A 17,646-nucleotide genomic window follows, 5' to 3' on the forward strand; every position below is an offset into this window, starting at 1 on the left:
CATGATGGACGAACCGGCCTGCACCGGCGGCAGGTTGATCTCGCCCAGTCCCGCGCGCGGCCCGCTGGACAGCAGGCGCAGGTCGTTGCAGCTCTTGGACAGCTTGACGGCGATCCGCTTGAGCACGCCGGACATCTGGACGAACGCGCCGCAGTCCTGGGTGGCTTCCACCAGGTTGGCGGCGGTGACCAACTGCAGTCCGGTGATCTCGCAGAGGTGACGGCGGGCCGACTCGGCGTATCCGACGGGGGCATTCAAGCCCGTCCCGATCGCCGTGGCGCCCAGGTTGATCTCATGGATCAGCTCGACGGCCTCGGCAAGACGGCTGCGGTCCTCGTCGATCATGACGGCATATGCGGAGAACTCCTGACCGAGCGTCATCGGCACCGCGTCCTGCAACTGTGTACGGCCCATCTTGAGCACGTCATGGAACTCGACGGCCTTGGCCGCGAAAGCGTCCTGCAGTACAGCCATCGCCTTGAGCAGTCCACGGACCGCGAACACCGTCGCGATCTTCACGGCGGTCGGGTAGACGTCATTGGTCGACTGGGAGAGGTTGACGTCCTCATTGGGGTGCAGATGCCCGTACTGGCCCTTGGCGTGTCCCAGCAGCTCCAACGCCCGGTTGGCGACGACCTCGTTGGCGTTCATGTTGGTCGAGGTGCCGGCCCCGCCCTGGATGACGTCGACGACGAACTGGTCGTGCAGTCCGCCGTCGCGGATCTCCCGGCAGGCCGCGACGATCGCCGCGGCCTTCTCCGGCTCCAGCAGGCCGAGTTCCTCGTTGGCGCGGGCGGCCGCCTCCTTGACGGCGGCGAGGGCATCGATCAAGTGCGGGTAGGCGGAAATCGGGGTGCCCGTGATGGGGAAGTTCTCCGTGGCACGCAGGGTGTGGACGCCCCAGTACGCGTCGGCGGGGACATCCCGGTCTCCGAGCAGGTCGTGCTCACTGCGGGTAACGGCGGCGGTCATGAGGATGCGGCCTCTTTCTGAGGGGCGAGGGTGAGGGAGCGGGTGGAGCAGGGGGAGGAACGACCGGATCGGCGGGTGACCGGCCCGGCGGAGCGATACGACGCGGGCGGCGGCCAGACGCCCAGGGGCGCGGGGCTGTGAGAACGTGCGGCTCCGCCGTGTGGGCGCGACCAGCCACAGCGCCGCCGCAGCCGGTCGAACACAGCACTCCCTACGTCGCTCAACCGGCCTGCCGTCAGGCGCAAGCCGGCTCGCTGACCGGGTCAAGCGCCCGCACCGGGCGGACGCAGCCGACCGGTGCGCCGCCGCCGAGCAGCGGCTCCCCCGCGAACTCGGCGAGCGCCGCCGGGTCGACGCCGGCCCGGGCCAGGGCAGCCGCGGCAACCGGGATGCGTGCCCGGTTGGCGCCATCGGCGATCTTCACGGCGATCGCCCGGCCGTCCGGCAGCGCGGCGACATGAACCCCCTCGAAGCCGTCCTTGGCGAGCAGCCCCGGCACGGCCCGCATCAGGACGGCCACATCCCGGCCGGAGCCGGACGCCATCTCGGCGTGCTCGCGCATCGCGTCGGCGACACGCGCCTCCGGCGTCCCCGGAGCGGCGGTGGTGACCCGGGCGGCCGCCCGCGCGAGACCGTGCAGCGAGACGGAGAACAGGGGCGCGCCGCAGCCGTCGACGGTCACCCGGGCGATGCGCTGCCCGGTGAGGTCCTCGACGATCTCCGCGATCGCCTGCTGGAGGGGGTGCCCGGGGTCGAGGTAGTCGTCCAGGGACCAGCCGTTGAGCTTGCAGGTGTAGAGCATGGCCGCGTGCTTGCCGGAGCAGTTCTGGGCGAGCCGGGAGGGCAGGCGGCCCTCCCGTGTCCAGTCGTCCCGGACCACCGGGTCGAAGGGCAGGTCGGGCACGTTGCGCAGGTGGTCCTCGGTGAGCCCGGCGAGGTCGAGGATGCGCCGGGTGCCGGCGAGGTGGCGTTCCTCGCCGGAGTGGCTGGCCGCGGTGAGGGAGAGCAGGTCGCCGTCGAGCGGGAACCCGGCCCGGACCATGGCGACGGCCTGGACGGGCTTGAGGGCCGAGCGTGGGTAGAACGCGGCCTCGATGTCGCCGAGTTGGAGCTGGATCCCGCCGTCGGCGTCGAGGACGACGACGGAGCCGTAGTGAAGTCCCTCGATCAGCCCACCGCGGATGAGGTGGGCGACGGGGGCGTGGAGGGGTTCGCGGACAAGGGGTGCGTCCGCTATGGAACTGCTGTGCATCACTGCCCGCATTTCATGGGCCGCCGCGTGCCTCACGCGTCGGCTCCGGTGGTGGACTCGCGCGCCGTACGGCCGCGGATGCCGAACCATCCGGCGACCAGCGCCCCGACGATCAGCGGCAGGCACAGCACGGTGGTGCGTCCGGCGCCGCCGTCGGCGTACATGAGGACCAGGACGGAGGCGAGGAACACCAGCGTCACGAGTTCGGTCCAGGGTGATCCCGGCAGACGGTAGCCGGGGCGGGACAGTTCGCCCTGCTGGGTCTTCTGCCAGAACATCAGGTGGCAGACCATGATCATGCCCCAGGTGGAGAGGATGCCGATCGCCGCGAAGTTCAGCACGATCTCGAACGCCTCGGCGGGGACGACGAAGTTGAGGCCGACGCCGAGGACGCAGAATCCGCTGGTGAGCAGGATGCCGCCGTACGGGACCTTGCTGCGGCTCATCACCGAGGTGAACTTGGGCGCGGAACCGGACATCGCCATGGAGCGCAGGATGCGGCCGGTGGAGTACAGGCCGGAGTTGAGCGAGGACATCGCCGCGGTGAGCACGACCAGGTTCATCACGCCGCCGGCCGCCGGGACGCCGATGTTGGACAGCACGGTCACGAAGGGACTCTCGCCGGCGGTGTACTTGTTCCACGGCAGCAGCATCGACAGCAGGACGACCGAGCCGACGTAGAACAGGCCCACGCGCCACATGATCGAGTTGATCGCCTTCGGCATGATCTTCTCGGGGTTCTCGGTCTCACCGGCCGCGACGCCGACCAACTCGACGGAGGCGTAGGCGAAGACGACGCCCTGGATGATCAGCAGCATCGGCAGGAGGCCGTTGGGGAAGACGCCCCCGTGGTCGGCGATCAGGGACGGGCCGGGGGTGTGACCGTCGACGGGCTGCTGGGTGACCAGCAGGAAGATGCCGATCAGCATGAAGACGACGAGCGCGCTGACCTTGATGATCGCGAACCAGAACTCCAGTTCGCCGAAGATCTTCACCGAGATGAGGTTCACGGTGAGCACGACCGCGAGCGCGATCAGCGCGATCACCCACTGCGGGATGTCGGAGAACATGCCCCAGTAGTGGGTGTAGGTGGCCACCGCCGTGATGTCGGCGATGCCGGTGGTCGCCCAGTTGAGGAAGTACATCCAGCCGGCCGTGTACGCGCCCTTCTCGCCGAGGAATTCGCGGGCGTACGACACGAAGGCGCCGGAGGAGGGCCGGTACAGGACGAGTTCACCGAGGGCGCGCACGACCAGGAAGGCGAAGAGGCCACAGACCGCGTAGGCGATGAAGAGGGAGGGCCCGGCGTCGGCGAGGCGGCCGCCGGCGCCGAGGAACAGGCCGGTGCCGATGGCGCCGCCGATGGCGATCATGTTGACGTGCCGGGACTTCAGGGACTTGCTGTAGCCCGCGTCTCCCGCGTCGACGTGCACGGCCGGTTTGCGTGTCTCCTCTCGGAGGTACTGCTCGCTCACGCCTCGGGTCCGCCTTCCGTGGGGGTGTCCGTGCGCGTGGGGCGCACGATGTCGGTGAGGGTCGTCGAGACACGGTCGAGGTGGTGGGCCATGGCCTCCACCGCGTCGTGTTCGGAACCGTCGATCAGCGCCTCGACGATCGCGCGGTGCTCACGGTTGGACTGCTCGCGCCGACCGCCCAGTTCGTTCAGGAACGCCGACTGGCGGGCCAGTGCGTCGCGGATCTCCTCGATGACCCGGCGGAAGACCGGGTTCTGCGCGGCCTCGGCCACGCCGAGGTGGAAGAGCGAGTCCATCGCGACCCATGCGGTGGTGTCGGTCTCCCGCTCCATCCGGTCCAGGAGGTGGGCCAGGTGGTCCAGGTTCTCCGGGGTACGGCGCCGGGCCGCGTACCCGGCGACCGGGATCTCGACGTGGCGGCGCACCTCCAGCAGATCGCTGGCCGCGTAGTCGCCGAAGGTGGGGTCCTCGACGGCGCCGGCGACGACGAAGGTGCCCTTGCCGGTCTTGGAGACGGTGAGCCCCATGGCCTGCAGGGCCCGCAGTGCCTCCCGGAGCACGGGCCGGGAGACCTCGAGGGTCCGGCACAGCTCCGCCTCGGAGGGGAGCTTGTCGCCGATCGCGTAGTCGCCGCGCTCAATGGCGCCGCGAAGGTGGGAGAGCACCGCTTCCATCGCGCTGACGCGTCGCGGTCCCCGGCCACCTGTCTGGCTGTCTGACAGGTTCACGGGAGCGATACTCCGGGTGCTGTAGGGGCCCTGTCAAGGCGACTGAAAGAGGAATTTCAGGGGTGTGACACCTGAAAGCAGCCTCACACCCCGTGCGGTCAGCTACTGAGCCCGCCTGTGGCCAGCAGCCCGAACAGCAGCACGCCGACGATGATCCGGTAGACCACGAAGGCGTTGAACGAGTGCCTGGCGACGAACTTCAGCAGCCAGGCGATGGAGGCGTAGGCGACGACGAAGGACACGACGGTCCCGACGGCGAGCGGGGCCGCGCCCACGCCCGCCCCCAGGGCGTCCTTGAGCTCGTACAGCCCGGCGCCGGTCAGGGCGGGGATGCCGAGGAAGAACGACAGCCTGGTAGCGGCCACGCGGTCCAGGTCCAGGATCAGAGCCGTGGACATGGTGGCGCCGGAGCGGGAGAAGCCAGGGAAGAGCAGGGCGAGGATCTGGGAGCCACCGACCAGCATCGCGTCCTTGAACGAGGTGTCGTCCTCCCCGCGCTTGTGCCGGCCCATCTGGTCGGCCGCCCACATCACCCCGCTGCCGACGATCAGCGAGCCCGCCACCACCCACAGCGAGGCCAGCGGCCCCTCGATGAGCGGCTTGGCCGCCAGGCCCACGGCGACGATCGGGATGGTCGCGCAGATCACCCACCAGGCGAATTTGTAGTCGTGGTGGTACCGCTCTTCGCGATGGGTGAGCCCCCGGCCCCACGCGGAGACGATCCGCACGATGTCCTTGAAGAAGTACACGAGCACGGCGGCGATCGCGCCGACCTGGATCACGGCCGAGAACCCGACGACGGCATTGTCGTCCACGGGGATGCCCATGAGCCCCTCGACGATCTTCAGATGGCCGGTGGACGACACGGGCAGGAACTCGGTCACCCCCTCGACGGCTCCGAGGACGACGGCCTGACCGACGCTGATGACGCTCATGGGATCCAGTTCTTCTCAGGGCGGGGGTGTGCGGCGGGCACAGTCTTACTACACGCGGACGAGAATCCGGCCTTATGCCCACACCGCCTGTGCCAGCGCCACCCCCGCGAGGGCCGCTCCCAGACCCGCGAGCACGCTCGCCACCACGTTGGCGACGGCGTGCAGCCCCGCCCCCGTCTCGGTCAGCCGCAGGGTCTCGTACGAGAAGGTCGAGTACGTCGTCAGCGCCCCGCACAGGCCGGTGCCCAGGAGCAGCTGGAGGTGGGAACCGGCAGCTCCCGCTGTGGCGGCGCCGGTGAGCAGGCCGAGCATCAGACAGCCGGTGACGTTCACGGCGAAGGTGCCCCAGGGGAAGACCGAGTCGTGCCGGGACTGCACCGCCCGGTCGGTGAGATAGCGGAGCGGGGCACCGACCATGGCGCCCGCGATCACCAGCAGCCAGTTCACGACGACTTCTTACCTTTCGCGTCCGATTCGCCCTGGTTGTCGCCCCGGCCGACATACCGGATGACCTCGCAGTCGTCGAGGATCACGAGGCCCTCGGTGACGAGTTCGTCGAGCTGTGGCAGGAAGGCGCGTACGCGCTCCTCGGCGTCCACGATCACTACGGCGACCGGCAGGTCCTCGCTCAGGGACAGCAGGCGCGAGGTGTGGATCAGGGAGGACGCGCCGAAGCCCTCGATGCCGCGGAATACGCTGGCGCCCGCGAGACCGGCCGCGTGGGCGCGGTGCACGATCTCGGAGTAGAGCGGCCGGTGGTGCCAGGTGTCGTTCTCGCCGATGAGGACGGTCACGCGCAGGGCGCGACCGGTCAGCCTGGTCATGGCTGCCTCCACTTCAGGACCCGGCGGGTGCCCGTGGCCGCGAGCCACACCGCGGTGAGCGCCGCGAGCAGGGTCGCGGCGAGATAGACCAGCCCTGTGCGCGGGTGGCCGGCGTCGACCAGCTTCTGGATGTCGACGGCGTACGTCGAGAAGGTGGTGAATCCGCCGAGCACGCCGGTGCCGAAGAAGGGGCGCACGAGGCGGTGGGCGGCCCACACGTCGGTGATGACCACCATGAACACTCCGATCACGGCGCAGCCGACGACATTGGTCCAGAAGGTCGCCCAGGGGAATCCGCCCGGCTGGGCGGGCCACCACAGGGCGGCCGCGTACCGGGCGGTGGCGCCGAGGGCTCCGCCGAGCGCGACCACCGCGACCACCGGTGCCTGGCCCCGCCAGTCCGCGGGCCGCCGTCGGGGACGCGCGGGGACGCTGAGGCTTTCGGTGTCCGGGGCTGTCATGGTCGTACGTCTCCTACTCGCCGGGGCCCGGGCATACGGGCGCGCTCCATCGCAAGTAGGGACCGTTGGCGGCACCTGTGCCGCGGTTCGGGTACGGCGGGCCCCACCGCCGCGCCGCGAGGTGATCGCGGCCGGTCAACAGGGTAACCCTCCGATCCGCCGGGGTCACTTCCCGGCCGGTGCCTCGCAGACCGCGACGCCCGGCTCCCACAGGCTTCCCAGGACCAGATGGCCCTCGCTCTCGCAGACGCTGGTGACCATGCGGAAGCCGGAGCGGCGGCGGACGAGGTGGTGGACCACACGGCCGGCGTCGTCGACCGCCAGGACGCCGATCGTGCCCGAGGGACGGAAGGGGGCGCGCACGGCCACGCGCGCGGCGGCCTGGCGTACGGACGGTGTGCCGCGGTGCAGCAGGTCCAGCGGGGGGACGCGGGGCCCGGCGAGCGACACCCAGACCAGGCCCTGAGGTGAGCCGCGCCAGAGGTTGTCGGGCATCCCCGGAAGATCCTCGGCGAAGGGCTCGCTCCGGCCCGCCTTCGGTCCGGCGAGCCAGTAGCGGCTCAGCCGGTACGCGCCCGTCTCGGCGACGACCAGGAAGGTCTCGTCGCCGCTCGGGGCCAGCCCGTTGGCGAACTGCAGCCCCTCCAGCAGGACCTCGGGCGTGTCGCTGCCGGGGACGAGGCGCAGGAGCCGGCCGGTGCCGGTGTGCTCGACCAGGTCGCCGATCCAGTGCTGAAGCGGGTAGCGGCGGCTGGAGACGGTGAAGTAGACGCTTCCGTCGGACAGGGCGACCACGTTGCTGCAGAACCGCAGCCTCTCCCCCGCCACCGCGTCGGCGAGGACGCGCACGGTGCCCTCGGCGAGGTCCACGCCGAGCAGTCCGCGTTCGGCGTCGCACACCAGCAGGGCGTCGTCCGGGAGGAGGGCGAGGCCGAGCGGCCTGCCACCGGTCTCTGCGAGCACCTCCACCCGGGCCGTGGCGGGCTTCGTCACCCCGTCCAGGCGCAGGATGCGGCCGTCCGCCACGCCGGTGAACACACGGCCGCGGGCGTCGGCCACGACGTCCTCGGGGCCGCGGCCCCCGACCGCGACGTAGTGGCGGGGGACGAGAGTTGCGGGACGGTCCATGTGCGCCTGCCCTTCGCTGTGGGAGAGGCTCGTCCTCGCAGGCGTGTACCCCGCGCGGAGGGGCGTCTACCAGCCCTTTTCGAACATGCGCGCCACCTCGGCGATCCGCACCTCGTCGCGCCGGTAGTGCCTGCGCCGACCGATTCTCCTGGTGCGCAGCAGACCCAGGTCCGCGAGCAGGTCGAGGTGGGTCTCGGCGACGGCGCGGCGCACTCCGAGCTTCCGGGCGACGGCGTCCGCGGTCACGCCGTCCTCCACCAGGCCGCCGTGCCGCTGCGGCGGGAAGTGCGCGACCGGATCCTTCAGCCATTCGAGGATGTCAAGGCGCCTCTCGCCGGTGGGAGTCCTCAGCATCGCGTTCCCTCCGTCCGAGGTCTTCGTAGCGCGTGTTCCCACTGTCCCGCAGTCGAAGCCATCACGCCCCGGACTCCGCAACCTTGTCCGGTACCGAACTCCTTTGTGGCGGGGGCTTGTTCGGCATACCTGTCGGCCACGAGAGACCCCTCCGCCCGCGGCTCGTGCGCTCACACGGGCGGAGGGGAGTCGGTTCAGCCGTCGAGTCGTACGACCCGGACGGCGCCCGCCGGGAGGGACAGGCGGCCGGCGGCCCGCTCCCCGGTCAGCAGCTCGGTGCCGTCCGCGTCCAGCGGCACCTTGACATCGGAGGCGGTGTGGTTGATCGCGAACAGGTACGTGCCCGACTCACCGGTACGGCGCACCACTTCGACGTCCCGGGGCAGGTCGGCGCGCGCGCTGATACCGGCGTCCTCGACCGCCCAGCCCAGCAGCGCGTCGAGGCCCTGGGCGTCGAGGCGCGTGGAGACGTACCAGGAGGTGCCCTCGCCGAGACGGTGCCGGGTGACGGCGGGGTGGCCGGCGGTCAGGCCGTCGGCGTACGTCCACACGGTCTCGGCGCCGCGCGGTACCACGAACTCGGTCCACACGTCACCGGTGAGCTCCGAGCCGTCGGGGCCGGTGACGCGTACCAACTGCTCCTGGAGCAGCGGCGAGAACTCCTCGACGGTCAGGCCGAGCACGTCCCGCAGCGGCCCGGGGCAGGCGCCCTCGTGCACGGCGTCGTGCTCGTCGACGATGCCGGAGAAGTACGAGACGACGAGGGTGCCGCCTCTCTCGACGTACTCCGTGATGTTGCGGCCGGCCGCCTGAGTCATGAGGTACAGCGCGGGGACGACGACAAGGGGATACCTCGACAAGTCGGCTTCCGGGTGGGCGAAGTCGACGGTGAGGTGGCGGTCGTAGAGGGCCTCGTAGAAGGCGTCGGCGCGCTCACGCGGGTCGTGGTCCTCGCTGGGGCGCCACTGGAGGTTCTGCGCCCACCAGGAGTGCCAGTCCCACAGAACGGCCACGTCGGCGGTGGTGCGGGTGCCGCGGATCGTGCTCAACGAGTCGAGACAGGCGCCCAGTTCGACCACTTCGCGCCAGACGCGGGTGTCCGGGCCGCCGTGCGGGACCATCGCCGAGTGGAACTTCTCGGCGCCACGCCGGGACTGCCGCCACTGGAAGAACATGGCGCCCTCGGAGCCGCGGGCCACATGCGCGAGGGAGTTGCGGGCCATCTGGCCGGGGGCCTTGGCGGGGTTGCGGGGCTGCCAGTTGACACCCGACGTGGAGTGTTCGAGGAGCAGCCAGGGGGCGCCGCCCGCGACCGAGCGGGTGAGGTCGGCGGCCATGGCGAGGTTGACGTGGGTGCGGCGGCCGTCGGTGATCAGGTAGTGGTCGTTGGTGACGAGGTCGACCTCGCGGCCCCAGGCCCAGTAGTCGACGGAGTCGCACTGGCTGAGCGCGGTCATGAAGTTGGTCGTGACCGGGATGCCGGGTGAGAGGCGGTGCAGGATGTCCCGCTCCATGACGAAGTTCTCGCGCATGGTGGCGTCGGCGAACCGCTTGTAGTCCAGCGCCTGGCCCGGGTTGCCGACGGTGGGCGCCGTGCGCGGCGGGTTGATCTCCTCGAAGCCGGCGTACCGCTGGCCCCAGAAGGCGGTGCCCCAGGCCTCGTTGACCGTGTCGACGGTTCCGTACGTCTGGGCCAGCCAGCGGCGGAAGTGGGCGGCGCAGGAGTCGCAGTAGCAGGTGGAGACGGGGATGCCGTACTCGTTGTGCACGTGCCACATCGCCAGGGCAGGGTGGCCGGCGTACCGCTCGGCGAGCCGGGTGGTGATGTTCGCCGCGGCGGCGCGGTAGTCGGCGTCACTGTGGCAGATGGCGCCGCGCGAGCCGAACGCGAGGCGGACGCCGTCGGCCGTCACGGGCAGGGCGTCGGGATGGGCGCGGTAGAACCAGGCCGGGGGTACGACGGTGGGGGTGCCGAGGCCGACGCGGACGCCGTTCTCGTGCAGCAGGTCGAGGAGGCGGTCCAGCCAGCCGAAGTCGTACGCGCCGGGCGCGGGCTCCAGCAGCGCCCAGGAGAAGATCCCGACGCTCACCATGGTGACGCCGGCCTCCCGCATCAGCCGCACGTCCTCCTGCCAGACGCTCTCGGGCCACTGCTCCGGGTTGTAGTCCCCGCCGAAGGCGAGCCTGGTGAGGCCCCTGGGGGTGGTCTCCGGCATGGATCTCTCCCGTTACAGAGGGATGGGAACGTGCACACACAGCCATCGGCGGCGCGAGCCCAAGATAACCGCACAGGGGTGACCCTTGCCAAGGGTGGCGACCGGCGGTCTGCTGTGCACGATCACAGGCTGCCGAGGTCACCGGGCGCCATCCGACGGTTCGGACGGCGTCGCTCCGTCCTCCAGGGCCTTAAAGTCGTGACCATGAACAGTGCGGGGGGCCGGCGTAAACCGCCGACGATCCACGATGTGGCGCGGGAGGCTGGGGTCTCACGCGGCACCGTCTCACGTGTGCTCAACGGCGGGCATTACGTCAGCCCCGCCGCCCAGGAGGCGGTCAACGCCGCCATCCGCAAGACAGGGTACGTCGTCAACCGGCACGCCCGTTCCCTGATCACCGGGCGTTCCGACTCGATCGGCTTCCTGCTCACGGAGCCGCAGGAGCGGTTCTTCGAGGACCCGAACTTCAACGTCCTGCTGCGCGGCTGCACCCAGGCGCTGGCCGCGCACGACATCCCGCTGCTGCTGATGCTGGCCGGCACCGGGGACGAGCGGCGGCGCATCACGCGGTACATCACCGCGGGTCACGTCGACGGTGTGCTGCTGGTCTCCAGCCACTCCGGGGACCCCGTCGCCGAGGAGCTGCGCGAGGCGGGCGTGCCGCTGGTCGCGTGCGGCAAGCCGATCGGGCTCGGTTCCCGGGTGAGCTACGTGGCGGCCGACGACCGGGACGGTGCCCGCGACATGGTGCGCCATCTGCTCTCCCTGGGCCGCCGCCGCATCGGCGTGGTCACCGGCCCGCTGGACACCCCGGGCGGTGTCGAGCGCCTCGCCGGCTACAAGGAGGTGCTCGGCGAGGCGGGCGTCGAGATCGACGAGCGGCTGATCGTCTCCGGCGACTACAGCCGGGCCAGCGGTGAGGCGGGCGCCGAACGGCTGCTCGCGCAGGCCCCCGACATGGACGCCGTGTTCGTCGCCTCCGACCTGATGGCACAGGGCGTGCTGACGGCACTGGAGCGGGCGGGACGGCGGGTACCCGAGGACGTGGCGGTGGGCGGTTTCGACGACTCGCCGGCCGCGCTGGCCGCCCGCCCCGAGCTGACCACCATCCGGCAGCCCTGGGACCGCATCAGCGCGGAGATGGTCCGGGTGCTGCTGGCCCAGATCGGCGGCGAGGATCCGGCGGCGGTGATTCTGCCGACGGAGCTGGTGAAGCGGGAGTCGACGTAGCGTCTCAGGGGCGGCTGGTGGCCGATGCCAGGAACATCGGGACGGCCGGGAACAGCCGGTCCTGCGCCGCGAGGGCGCGCTGCTCGGTGATCCAGTCGTCGGCGGCCTGGTTCCGGTGTGTCTGCCCCGCGACAAGACCCACGAGCACCGGCAGGACCCCGGACCGGTGAAGACCGCCGTACGGACGTCGACGCGCACGTCCCGGAAGCCCGCGTCGAGCAGCGGGTTGCGGTGGGCGCGCGCGGCACGGGGTGCGGTGACCCGGTCGGACCGGGCGTGCACGAGCGTCCGGGTGAGGGCGGGGTAAGGACATAGTCCGCGCGAAGGCCCTGTTCAGCGACCTGCTGGAGGTCGAACCCCATGCGGACGAGCCTTACTCCGTCGGCTTCAAGGACGCCGGCCAGGACGTCGGCCTCGACCCCGACGGACACGCCAAGGGCTTGACCGGTCCGGTCCCCTACTGGCACGTCTCCGACCTCCGTGGCCGCCTCGCCGCCCTGCTCGACGAAGGGCGTGTCGCCTGTCACCAACGTGCCGGGACAGCACACCTAGCTGCTCCAGGGCGTCCAGGACGTCGGCGGCGGCAGGCAGATCGCCTCCGTCACAGACGCCGACGGAAACCTCGTCGGGCTCCTCCAGGACGTCTGAGCTCCTTCGGCCCCCGGCCTTGTCGATGCATGCGCATTAACATTGGGTGTATGGCAGTGAACGCGGCCGAGGCCCGGCTCGAGGAACAGTGGCGGGACATCCTGTCCGTGCACGCGCGCACGATGTGTGAGATCGACCGCGTGCTGCACCCGCACGGGCTGGGCGCGAGCGACTTCGAGGTGCTCGACATCCTGGCCACCGCGTCGCCGGAGGAGGGCGACCAGTGCCGGGTGCACGACATCGCCGGCCAGGTGCATCTCAGCCAGAGCGCACTGTCCCGGCTGATCGGCCGACTGGAGAAGGACGGCCTGGTGGAGCGCTCCGTCTGCATGGAGGACCGGCGCGGCGTATGGGTGTCCCTGACCCACAAGGGCCGCGACCTGCACGCCGAGGTGCTGCCGCTGCAGCGTGACGTTCTGGCCCGGATGCTGAACTGACCCCCGTCAGCGCAGCAGCTCCCTCACGGCGGTGAAGGCGGCCTCGACCGTCGCCGGGCCGCGCCTGGACGGGCCGGCGCGCTCATCGGGATGGGCGTGACCGGCGCGCTCGACGAGACCCCCGACCAGGTGGATCCGTCCTGGACCGGCTGCCGGAGGCCGCGTGGGAGGCGGCGGGCGAGATCTTCGCGCCGGCCTTGCGGCTCGGCGGCACACTGACCGGTGAGCACGGGGTGGGCGTGCTCAAGCGGCAGTGGGTCGCCGAGGAACTGGGATCCGCCGCCCACGGGCTCCAGCGGCGGATCAAGCAGGCCTTCGATCCCCGGGGATCCTCAACCCCGGAAAGCCCCTGTGAGGTCGACTGAGCCCCGGAGAGGCCCTACGGCCTCGCCAGTAGCGTGCGAACCCCCTCGGACGTGAGCGTCAGCGGGTGCGCCGAGCTGGCGTCGATGGTCAGCGACAGCTCGTCCGCCGGCCACTGTGCGGCGAGCGCGGCCAGCGGCACCAGACGGTAGCGGGAGACGTACGGCAGAAGGTCGGCCATCTCCGGTTCCGAGGTGAACACGGGCACCACCGGAGCGCCGTCCGCCTGCTCCAGGACGGGCAGCGCCACTGTGCCGGGGTCGCTGGCCTCCTCCTGACCGGCGTCGTCGGGCACCGGCACGAGCACCTCGCTGCTCGCCAGCGTGGCCAGCGCCGTCTGGTCCTCGGTGTTCTCGGCCAGCGCGTCCAACGCCCGCCGGGCCGGTGTGACGGGGTTGTCGTAAGCGGGTGTGTCCATGGCTGAATCCCCTGGTAGCGACGGTCGTACGGCCCGCCCGGGGACAAGATCGCCCCGGCGCGGTCCTGCTCGCGTACCCGACCGCGGCCGGAGCAATCATGTGGGATTCAGGAGTTCACACGGGATTCAAGGGATCAGGTGCAGGTCAGGGGAATCGGAACCGCCGTTCAGGGGATCAACGCGATGCGCTCCGACGGCAGCCCCAGGCGGTCGCCGCCGACCCGGCGGGCCGGCGGCTCCGCCATGCTCGCGCCCACGTGGGTCCAGTACGTGGCCGCGTCCCGGAAATAGCGCTGCATCCGCTCGCCGTCGCGGGCGTACCGGGAGCCCGCCGTGCGGAACAGGGTGCCCTGCACGACGTCCCAGGCCATGCGCCCGGCGTTGAGGAACATCAGGACGAGCGGTTGTCCTCCACGAGGCTGAACGGGGCCTGTCCGCTCACGTTGCGGCGGCAGCTGTCCATCCAGTCCTGGGCCGTCTGCCGCAGCGAGCGCCGCCCTCGGCGGTGTGGATCGTGCCGAGTGCGTCGCCGAGGTGCCGCTGGTGGTCGTGTGGCACGGCCGCTGCCCTCACCTGCGGCAGCCGCCGCACCGTGGCACGCCTACGTCGTCCCCGGAGCCGCCGCCTCGAGAGCGTCGACACTGCCGGACATGATCGTTCGGATGTGTCCGGTGAGGTGCTCGAGCGGCCAGTCCCACCAGGCGAGAGCGAGCAGGCGGGCGATGTCCTCGTCGTCGTACCGGCGGCGCAGCAGCCTGGCCGGGTTGCCGCCGACGATGCCGTAGTCGGGCACGTCGTGGACCACCACCGAACCGGACGCGATGATCGCGCCGTGGCCGATACGGACGCCCGGCATCACCGTCGTGCGGTAGCCGAACCAGACGTCGTTGCCGACCACGGTGTCGCCCCGGCCGGGCAGGCCGGTGATCAGGTCGAAGTGCTCGGCCCAGGAACCGCCCATGATGGGAAAAGGGAACGTCGAAGGTCCGTCCATCCGGTGGTTGGCGCCGTTCATGAGGAACCGCACCCCCTCGCCCAGTGCACAGAACCTGCCGATGACCAGCTTCTCCGGCCCGTAGTGATACAGCACGTTACGGGTCTCGAACGCCGTCGGATCGTCCGGATCGTCGTAGTAGGAGAACTCCCCGACCTCGATCAGCGGCGAGGTGATCAACGGTTTCAGCAGCACCACACGCGGTTGTTCGGGCATCGGGTGCAGCACGTTGGGGTCGGCGGGAAAAGCGGGCATCACGCATCGGCTCCTCGCATGTCGCGGACGCACGCCATGATCGCAACCTTCTCCGCCGAGGGTTGGGGAATTTTTCATGCCTCATTGCTATCGTTAGCACATAGGTGTTCGGCAGCAGGGCAGGAGGGAGGAGCCGATGGAGCTGCGGTGGCTGGCCTCCTTCGTCATCGTCGCCGAGGAGTTGCACTTCGCGCGGGCGGCGGACCGCCTGCATCTGGCGCCCTCCGCGCTCAGCGCCCAGATCAGGGCGCTGGAGGCACATCTCGGGGTACGTCTGATCGACCGCGGGCGGCGGTCCCGTCCGGCGCTGACCGGGGCGGGCCGGCTGTTCCTGCCGGAGGCCGAGCGCACGCTCGCCCAGGCTTCCCGCGCGGAGGCCGTGGGCCGTCGGGCCGGACGCGGGGAGCTGGGGCACGCCGAGATCGCCTACGTCGCCTCGGCCGCCTTCTCCGGGATCGTGACCGGCATCCTGGCGAGCTGTTCGGCGCCGGGCGGCGACCTCACCGTGGGGGTCCGGGAGCTGGAGACGCCGGCCCAGCTGGAGGCGCTGGCCGCCGGGGACATCGACGTCGGCTTCCTGCGCTGGCGGCCCGCCTACCCGCCCGGGGTCACCGCGACCGTCCTGCTCACGGAGGAGGTCGTCCTCGCGGTGCCGGAGGCCGGTCCGGTGGCCGCCCATGAGTCGGTGCCGGCCGCCGCGCTGCGGGAGGAGCGCTTCGTGGCGCCGTACTTCGACGAGGAGTACGGCTGCCGCGACCAGATCCTCCAGGTGGGAGAGCATGGCGGCTTCACCCCGGAGATCGCCCCTCCGGTGCGGGACTACATCGCCGCGCTCACTCTGGTGGGCGGCGGTCGGGGGGTGGCCCTGGTGCCGGACTCGTTGCGCCGCGTACGGATACCTGGGGTCGCCTACCGTCCGCTGGCGGACCTGCGGCCGACCACCCGGCTGGTGGGCGCCTACCGCAGGGGCGAGACGTCCCCCGCGGTACGTGGCGTGATCCGCCGCATGCGTCAGGCGGCGACTCCCGTGGTCACCGTCGGCTGAAGGCCCGGTGCCCGGTCAGCGGCTGACGCCCGGTGATCACGTCCACGAGGGCAAGCCCGGCCTTCACCGATTGGCCGTCGGGCGGTGGCGTACGGTCCGGCGAGCACGCGGAAGACGTCCGCGATCCGCACGCCTTCCATGGCACCTCGGCCGGTGCCGTTCCTGGTTCCCACGCCCGCCTCCTGGTGATCGTCGCCCGCTGCCGGGGGCATGCCCGGCGCGATCGGCCTGGTCCCGCGCGGTGCGGCCGGTCAGTGACGAACCGGCGCATGTTTGTGCGCGAATAGCGTTCTGTCCGGGCAGGTCAGAGGGGGTGTGACCGGCTTACGCTCAGCGCGGCACCAAGGCAATGGCGGAGGGACACATGACAGCGATCAAGCGCGTGGGAGTCGTCGGCGCAGGGCAGATGGGCCGGGGGATCGCCGAGGTCTGCGCCCGGGCCGGACTGCCCGTCACGTTGTGCGACACGACCGAGGAGAGGGCCCGCGCCGGGCTGGCCGGCATCGCGGACTCTCTGCTCCGGGCGGAGAAGAAGGGCGCACTCGCCCCCGAGGACCGCGCACACGCCCTGGCGGGCATCGCCGCCACGGCCGATCTGACCCACCTGGCCGGAGCGGACCTGGTCGTCGAGGCCGCCGTCGAGGACGAGCAGGCCAAGACGGCGCTGTTCCGGCAGTTGGACGAGATAGTCGCCGACCCGGCCGCCGTACTCGCCAGCAACACGTCCTCGATCCCCATCGCCAAGCTCGCCGCCGCGACCCGGCGCCCGCAGGCGGTGATCGGGCTGCACTTCTTCAACCCGGTCCCCGTCATGCCGCTGGTGGAGGTGATCCCCTCGCTGCACACCTCGAAGGCCACGGAACTGCGGGTGCGCGCCCTCGCGGGCGAGGTCCTGGGCAAGCGGACGATCCTGGCGCAGGATCGCGCGGGTTTCGTGGTGAACTCCCTGCTGGTGCCGTACCTGTTGGCCGCGGTACGGCTGGTCGGCTCCGGCGCGGCGACAGCCGAGGACATCGACACGGGCATGATGGCCGGCTGCGCCCACCCCATGGGTCCGCTGCGACTGGCCGACCTCATCGGCCTGGACACCGTGGCGGCGATCGGCGAAGCGCTGTACGAGGAGTACCGGGAACCGCTGTACGCCCCTCCCCCGCTGCTGCGCCGTATGGTCGAGTCGGGGCTGCTGGGACGGAAGTCGGGACAGGGCTTCTTCAGCTATCCGGCGGCGTGAACCGTAGGCCGCCCCTCGCGGGCCGGCTGCCCCGCGGGTCAGCGCGGCGGCCAAGTGCTCGGCGTGCGGGTGGGGTTGACGCGCGAGGGACGTAGGAGAGGAAGCCTGCCGAGCACGTCGCCCGCGCCCCAGGCCCGCACGTTCCGAGCGGGTGCGCGGCGTCGGCGAGTACGGGTGCGACGTAGGTGCACAGGCCGAGGCCGGCCACCCCGCCGACCCCGGGCAGCGGTTTCCGCCCGCGGTCACGCCGGGCTGCGCCCGCCGCGCTCCGCGTCGGCGACGTTGGCCATGGTGGCGGCGGCCATCGGCGAGTAGGCACCGGCGCCGATGCCGGCCAGCACGCGGGTGGCCGGCAGGACGGTCAGCGCGGGGGCCACTGCGGTGAGCGCGTCGCCGGGCGTGAACACGAGGAGCGCTCCGCCGAGCACGACCCGGGCAGGGCGCCAACCGTGACCGGCGGCCGACTCCGCGGCGAGGTGGCACTGCCGGCGGCGCCGACGCCGATGCCGGCCAGCACGCGGGTGGTCGGCAGGACGGTCAGCGCAGGGGCCACGGCGCTGAGCGCGTCGCCGGGCGTGAACACGAGCAGCGCCCCGCCGAGCACGACCCGGGCAGGGCGCCAACCGTGACCGGCGGCCGACTCCGCGCCGACCCTGCGCTGCCGGCGGCACCGGCCCCGC

General features: G+C 71.3%; 20 protein-coding genes and 2 pseudogenes. 6 read left to right on the plus strand and 16 right to left on the minus strand.

The window, feature by feature from the left end; all coding sequences use genetic code 11:
* The 11 genes from ABT063_RS48975 to ABT063_RS49025 form a co-directional block, all read right to left on the minus strand.
* Nucleotides 1-972: aspartate ammonia-lyase (locus ABT063_RS48975; RefSeq protein WP_351068212.1), on the minus strand; the 972-nt coding region annotated here is incomplete at its 3' end.
* 235 nt (nt 973-1,207) lie between these two features.
* Entirely contained in the window at nt 1,208-2,224 is a 1,017-nt protein-coding gene (locus ABT063_RS48980) for an asparaginase (RefSeq protein WP_351068215.1), read from the minus strand.
* Between the two features lie 32 nt (nt 2,225-2,256).
* Entirely contained in the window at nt 2,257-3,699 is a 1,443-nt protein-coding gene (locus ABT063_RS48985) for an amino acid permease (protein ID WP_351068216.1), read from the minus strand.
* The gene (locus ABT063_RS48990) at nt 3,696-4,373 is read right to left on the minus strand and encodes a FadR/GntR family transcriptional regulator (protein WP_351068262.1); all 678 of its coding nucleotides are present in this window, start codon (nt 4,371-4,373) and stop codon (nt 3,696-3,698) included. The genes ABT063_RS48985 and ABT063_RS48990 overlap by 4 nt, the downstream gene beginning before the upstream one ends.
* Before the next feature lie 152 nt (nt 4,374-4,525).
* The gene (locus ABT063_RS48995; protein WP_351068218.1) at nt 4,526-5,362 is read right to left on the minus strand and encodes an undecaprenyl-diphosphate phosphatase; all 837 of its coding nucleotides are present in this window, start codon (nt 5,360-5,362) and stop codon (nt 4,526-4,528) included.
* Between the two features lie 72 nt (nt 5,363-5,434).
* A complete protein-coding gene (gene crcB, locus ABT063_RS49000) occupies nt 5,435-5,809 on the minus strand; it encodes a fluoride efflux transporter CrcB (protein ID WP_351068221.1) in 375 nt (124 codons plus the stop codon).
* Nucleotides 5,806-6,186, minus strand: coding sequence for a DUF190 domain-containing protein (locus tag ABT063_RS49005; protein ID WP_351068223.1), 381 nt, complete (start codon nt 6,184-6,186; stop codon nt 5,806-5,808). The genes crcB (ABT063_RS49000) and ABT063_RS49005 overlap by 4 nt, the downstream gene beginning before the upstream one ends.
* Complete coding sequence (gene crcB / locus ABT063_RS49010) at nt 6,183-6,647, minus strand: fluoride efflux transporter CrcB (RefSeq protein ID WP_351068224.1); 465 nt, start codon at nt 6,645-6,647, stop codon at nt 6,183-6,185. The genes ABT063_RS49005 and crcB (ABT063_RS49010) overlap by 4 nt, the downstream gene beginning before the upstream one ends.
* Before the next feature lie 165 nt (nt 6,648-6,812).
* Nucleotides 6,813-7,775 (minus strand): SMP-30/gluconolactonase/LRE family protein, encoded by a 963-nt coding sequence (locus tag ABT063_RS49015; protein ID WP_351068225.1) that lies wholly within the window; start codon nt 7,773-7,775, stop codon nt 6,813-6,815.
* Between the two features lie 66 nt (nt 7,776-7,841).
* Nucleotides 7,842-8,129 (minus strand): helix-turn-helix domain-containing protein, encoded by a 288-nt coding sequence (locus tag ABT063_RS49020; RefSeq protein ID WP_351068227.1) that lies wholly within the window; start codon nt 8,127-8,129, stop codon nt 7,842-7,844.
* Nucleotides 8,130-8,323: 194 nt separating this feature from the next.
* A complete protein-coding gene (locus ABT063_RS49025) occupies nt 8,324-10,345 on the minus strand; it encodes a beta-galactosidase (protein ID WP_351068229.1) in 2,022 nt (673 codons plus the stop codon).
* A 198-nt stretch (nt 10,346-10,543) separates the two neighbouring features.
* On the opposite strand from ABT063_RS49025, the gene ABT063_RS49030 reads away from it, so the two are divergent.
* Nucleotides 10,544-11,575 carry a LacI family DNA-binding transcriptional regulator gene (locus tag ABT063_RS49030; protein WP_351068231.1) on the plus strand — a complete coding sequence of 344 codons (1,032 nt, stop codon included), beginning with the start codon at nt 10,544-10,546 and terminating at the stop codon, nt 11,573-11,575.
* A 4-nt stretch (nt 11,576-11,579) separates the two neighbouring features.
* On the opposite strand, the gene ABT063_RS49035 is transcribed toward ABT063_RS49030, so the two are convergent.
* Entirely contained in the window at nt 11,580-11,723 is a 144-nt protein-coding gene (locus tag ABT063_RS49035) for a hypothetical protein (protein WP_351068233.1), read from the minus strand.
* 163 nt (nt 11,724-11,886) lie between these two features.
* Between ABT063_RS49035 and ABT063_RS49040 the strand changes: the two are divergent.
* The 3 genes and pseudogenes from ABT063_RS49040 to ABT063_RS49050 all read left to right on the plus strand — a co-directional run.
* Nucleotides 11,887-12,223 (plus strand): annotated as a pseudogene (locus ABT063_RS49040) (VOC family protein).
* 50 nt (nt 12,224-12,273) lie between these two features.
* Nucleotides 12,274-12,660, plus strand: a complete 387-nt coding sequence (locus tag ABT063_RS49045; RefSeq protein WP_351068236.1) for a MarR family winged helix-turn-helix transcriptional regulator — start codon at nt 12,274-12,276, stop codon at nt 12,658-12,660.
* Between the two features lie 161 nt (nt 12,661-12,821).
* A pseudogene (locus ABT063_RS49050) lies at nt 12,822-13,015 on the plus strand (FAD-binding oxidoreductase); the annotation flags it as partial.
* A gap of 24 nt (nt 13,016-13,039) precedes the next feature.
* On the opposite strand, the gene ABT063_RS49055 reads toward ABT063_RS49050, so the two are convergent.
* The 3 genes from ABT063_RS49055 to ABT063_RS49065 all read right to left on the minus strand — a co-directional run bounded on the left by ABT063_RS49055 (nt 13,040) and on the right by ABT063_RS49065 (nt 14,690).
* Nucleotides 13,040-13,441 carry an SseB family protein gene (locus ABT063_RS49055; RefSeq protein WP_351068238.1) on the minus strand — a complete coding sequence of 134 codons (402 nt, stop codon included), beginning with the start codon at nt 13,439-13,441 and terminating at the stop codon, nt 13,040-13,042.
* A 167-nt stretch (nt 13,442-13,608) separates the two neighbouring features.
* Nucleotides 13,609-13,833 (minus strand): hypothetical protein, encoded by a 225-nt coding sequence (locus tag ABT063_RS49060; RefSeq protein WP_351068239.1) that lies wholly within the window; start codon nt 13,831-13,833, stop codon nt 13,609-13,611.
* 209 nt (nt 13,834-14,042) lie between these two features.
* On the minus strand, nt 14,043-14,690 hold the full coding sequence (locus ABT063_RS49065; protein ID WP_351068241.1) for a CatB-related O-acetyltransferase: 648 nt from the start codon (nt 14,688-14,690) through the stop codon (nt 14,043-14,045).
* A 136-nt stretch (nt 14,691-14,826) separates the two neighbouring features.
* Here ABT063_RS49065 and ABT063_RS49070 point away from each other — a divergent pair, with 136 nt between their 5' ends.
* On the plus strand, nt 14,827-15,735 hold the full coding sequence (locus tag ABT063_RS49070; RefSeq protein WP_351068244.1) for a LysR substrate-binding domain-containing protein: 909 nt from the start codon (nt 14,827-14,829) through the stop codon (nt 15,733-15,735).
* Between the two features lie 364 nt (nt 15,736-16,099).
* Complete coding sequence (locus tag ABT063_RS49075) at nt 16,100-16,966, plus strand: 3-hydroxybutyryl-CoA dehydrogenase (protein ID WP_351068247.1); 867 nt, start codon at nt 16,100-16,102, stop codon at nt 16,964-16,966.
* 242 nt (nt 16,967-17,208) lie between these two features.
* Here ABT063_RS49075 and ABT063_RS49080 read toward each other — a convergent pair whose 3' ends face one another.
* Entirely contained in the window at nt 17,209-17,373 is a 165-nt protein-coding gene (locus ABT063_RS49080; RefSeq protein ID WP_351068249.1) for a hypothetical protein, read from the minus strand.
* Nucleotides 17,374-17,646 lie beyond the last annotated feature (273 nt).

The sequence above is a fragment of the Streptomyces sp. NPDC002838 genome, from assembly GCF_040295365.1.
Taxonomy (GTDB): Bacteria; Actinomycetota; Actinomycetes; order Streptomycetales; family Streptomycetaceae; genus Streptomyces.

Coding starts and splice junctions, on each gene's coding strand:
- ABT063_RS48980 (WP_351068215.1), bottom strand. CDS start 2,224: ATGCACAGCAGTTCCATAGCGGACGCACCCCTTGTCCGCGAACCCCTC.
- ABT063_RS49005 (WP_351068223.1), bottom strand. CDS start 6,186: ATGACCAGGCTGACCGGTCGCGCCCTGCGCGTGACCGTCCTCATCGGC.
- ABT063_RS48990 (WP_351068262.1), bottom strand. CDS start 4,373: ATGGAAGCGGTGCTCTCCCACCTTCGCGGCGCCATTGAGCGCGGCGAC.
- ABT063_RS49060 (WP_351068239.1), bottom strand. CDS start 13,833: ATGTTCCTCAACGCCGGGCGCATGGCCTGGGACGTCGTGCAGGGCACC.
- ABT063_RS49025 (WP_351068229.1), bottom strand. CDS start 10,345: ATGCCGGAGACCACCCCCAGGGGCCTCACCAGGCTCGCCTTCGGCGGG.
- ABT063_RS49070 (WP_351068244.1), top strand. CDS start 14,827: ATGGAGCTGCGGTGGCTGGCCTCCTTCGTCATCGTCGCCGAGGAGTTG.
- ABT063_RS49045 (WP_351068236.1), top strand. CDS start 12,274: ATGGCAGTGAACGCGGCCGAGGCCCGGCTCGAGGAACAGTGGCGGGAC.
- ABT063_RS48995 (WP_351068218.1), bottom strand. CDS start 5,362: ATGAGCGTCATCAGCGTCGGTCAGGCCGTCGTCCTCGGAGCCGTCGAG.
- ABT063_RS49065 (WP_351068241.1), bottom strand. CDS start 14,690: ATGCCCGCTTTTCCCGCCGACCCCAACGTGCTGCACCCGATGCCCGAA.
- ABT063_RS49055 (WP_351068238.1), bottom strand. CDS start 13,441: ATGGACACACCCGCTTACGACAACCCCGTCACACCGGCCCGGCGGGCG.
- ABT063_RS49015 (WP_351068225.1), bottom strand. CDS start 7,775: ATGGACCGTCCCGCAACTCTCGTCCCCCGCCACTACGTCGCGGTCGGG.
- crcB (WP_351068224.1), bottom strand. CDS start 6,647: ATGACAGCCCCGGACACCGAAAGCCTCAGCGTCCCCGCGCGTCCCCGA.
- ABT063_RS49020 (WP_351068227.1), bottom strand. CDS start 8,129: ATGCTGAGGACTCCCACCGGCGAGAGGCGCCTTGACATCCTCGAATGG.
- ABT063_RS49075 (WP_351068247.1), top strand. CDS start 16,100: ATGACAGCGATCAAGCGCGTGGGAGTCGTCGGCGCAGGGCAGATGGGC.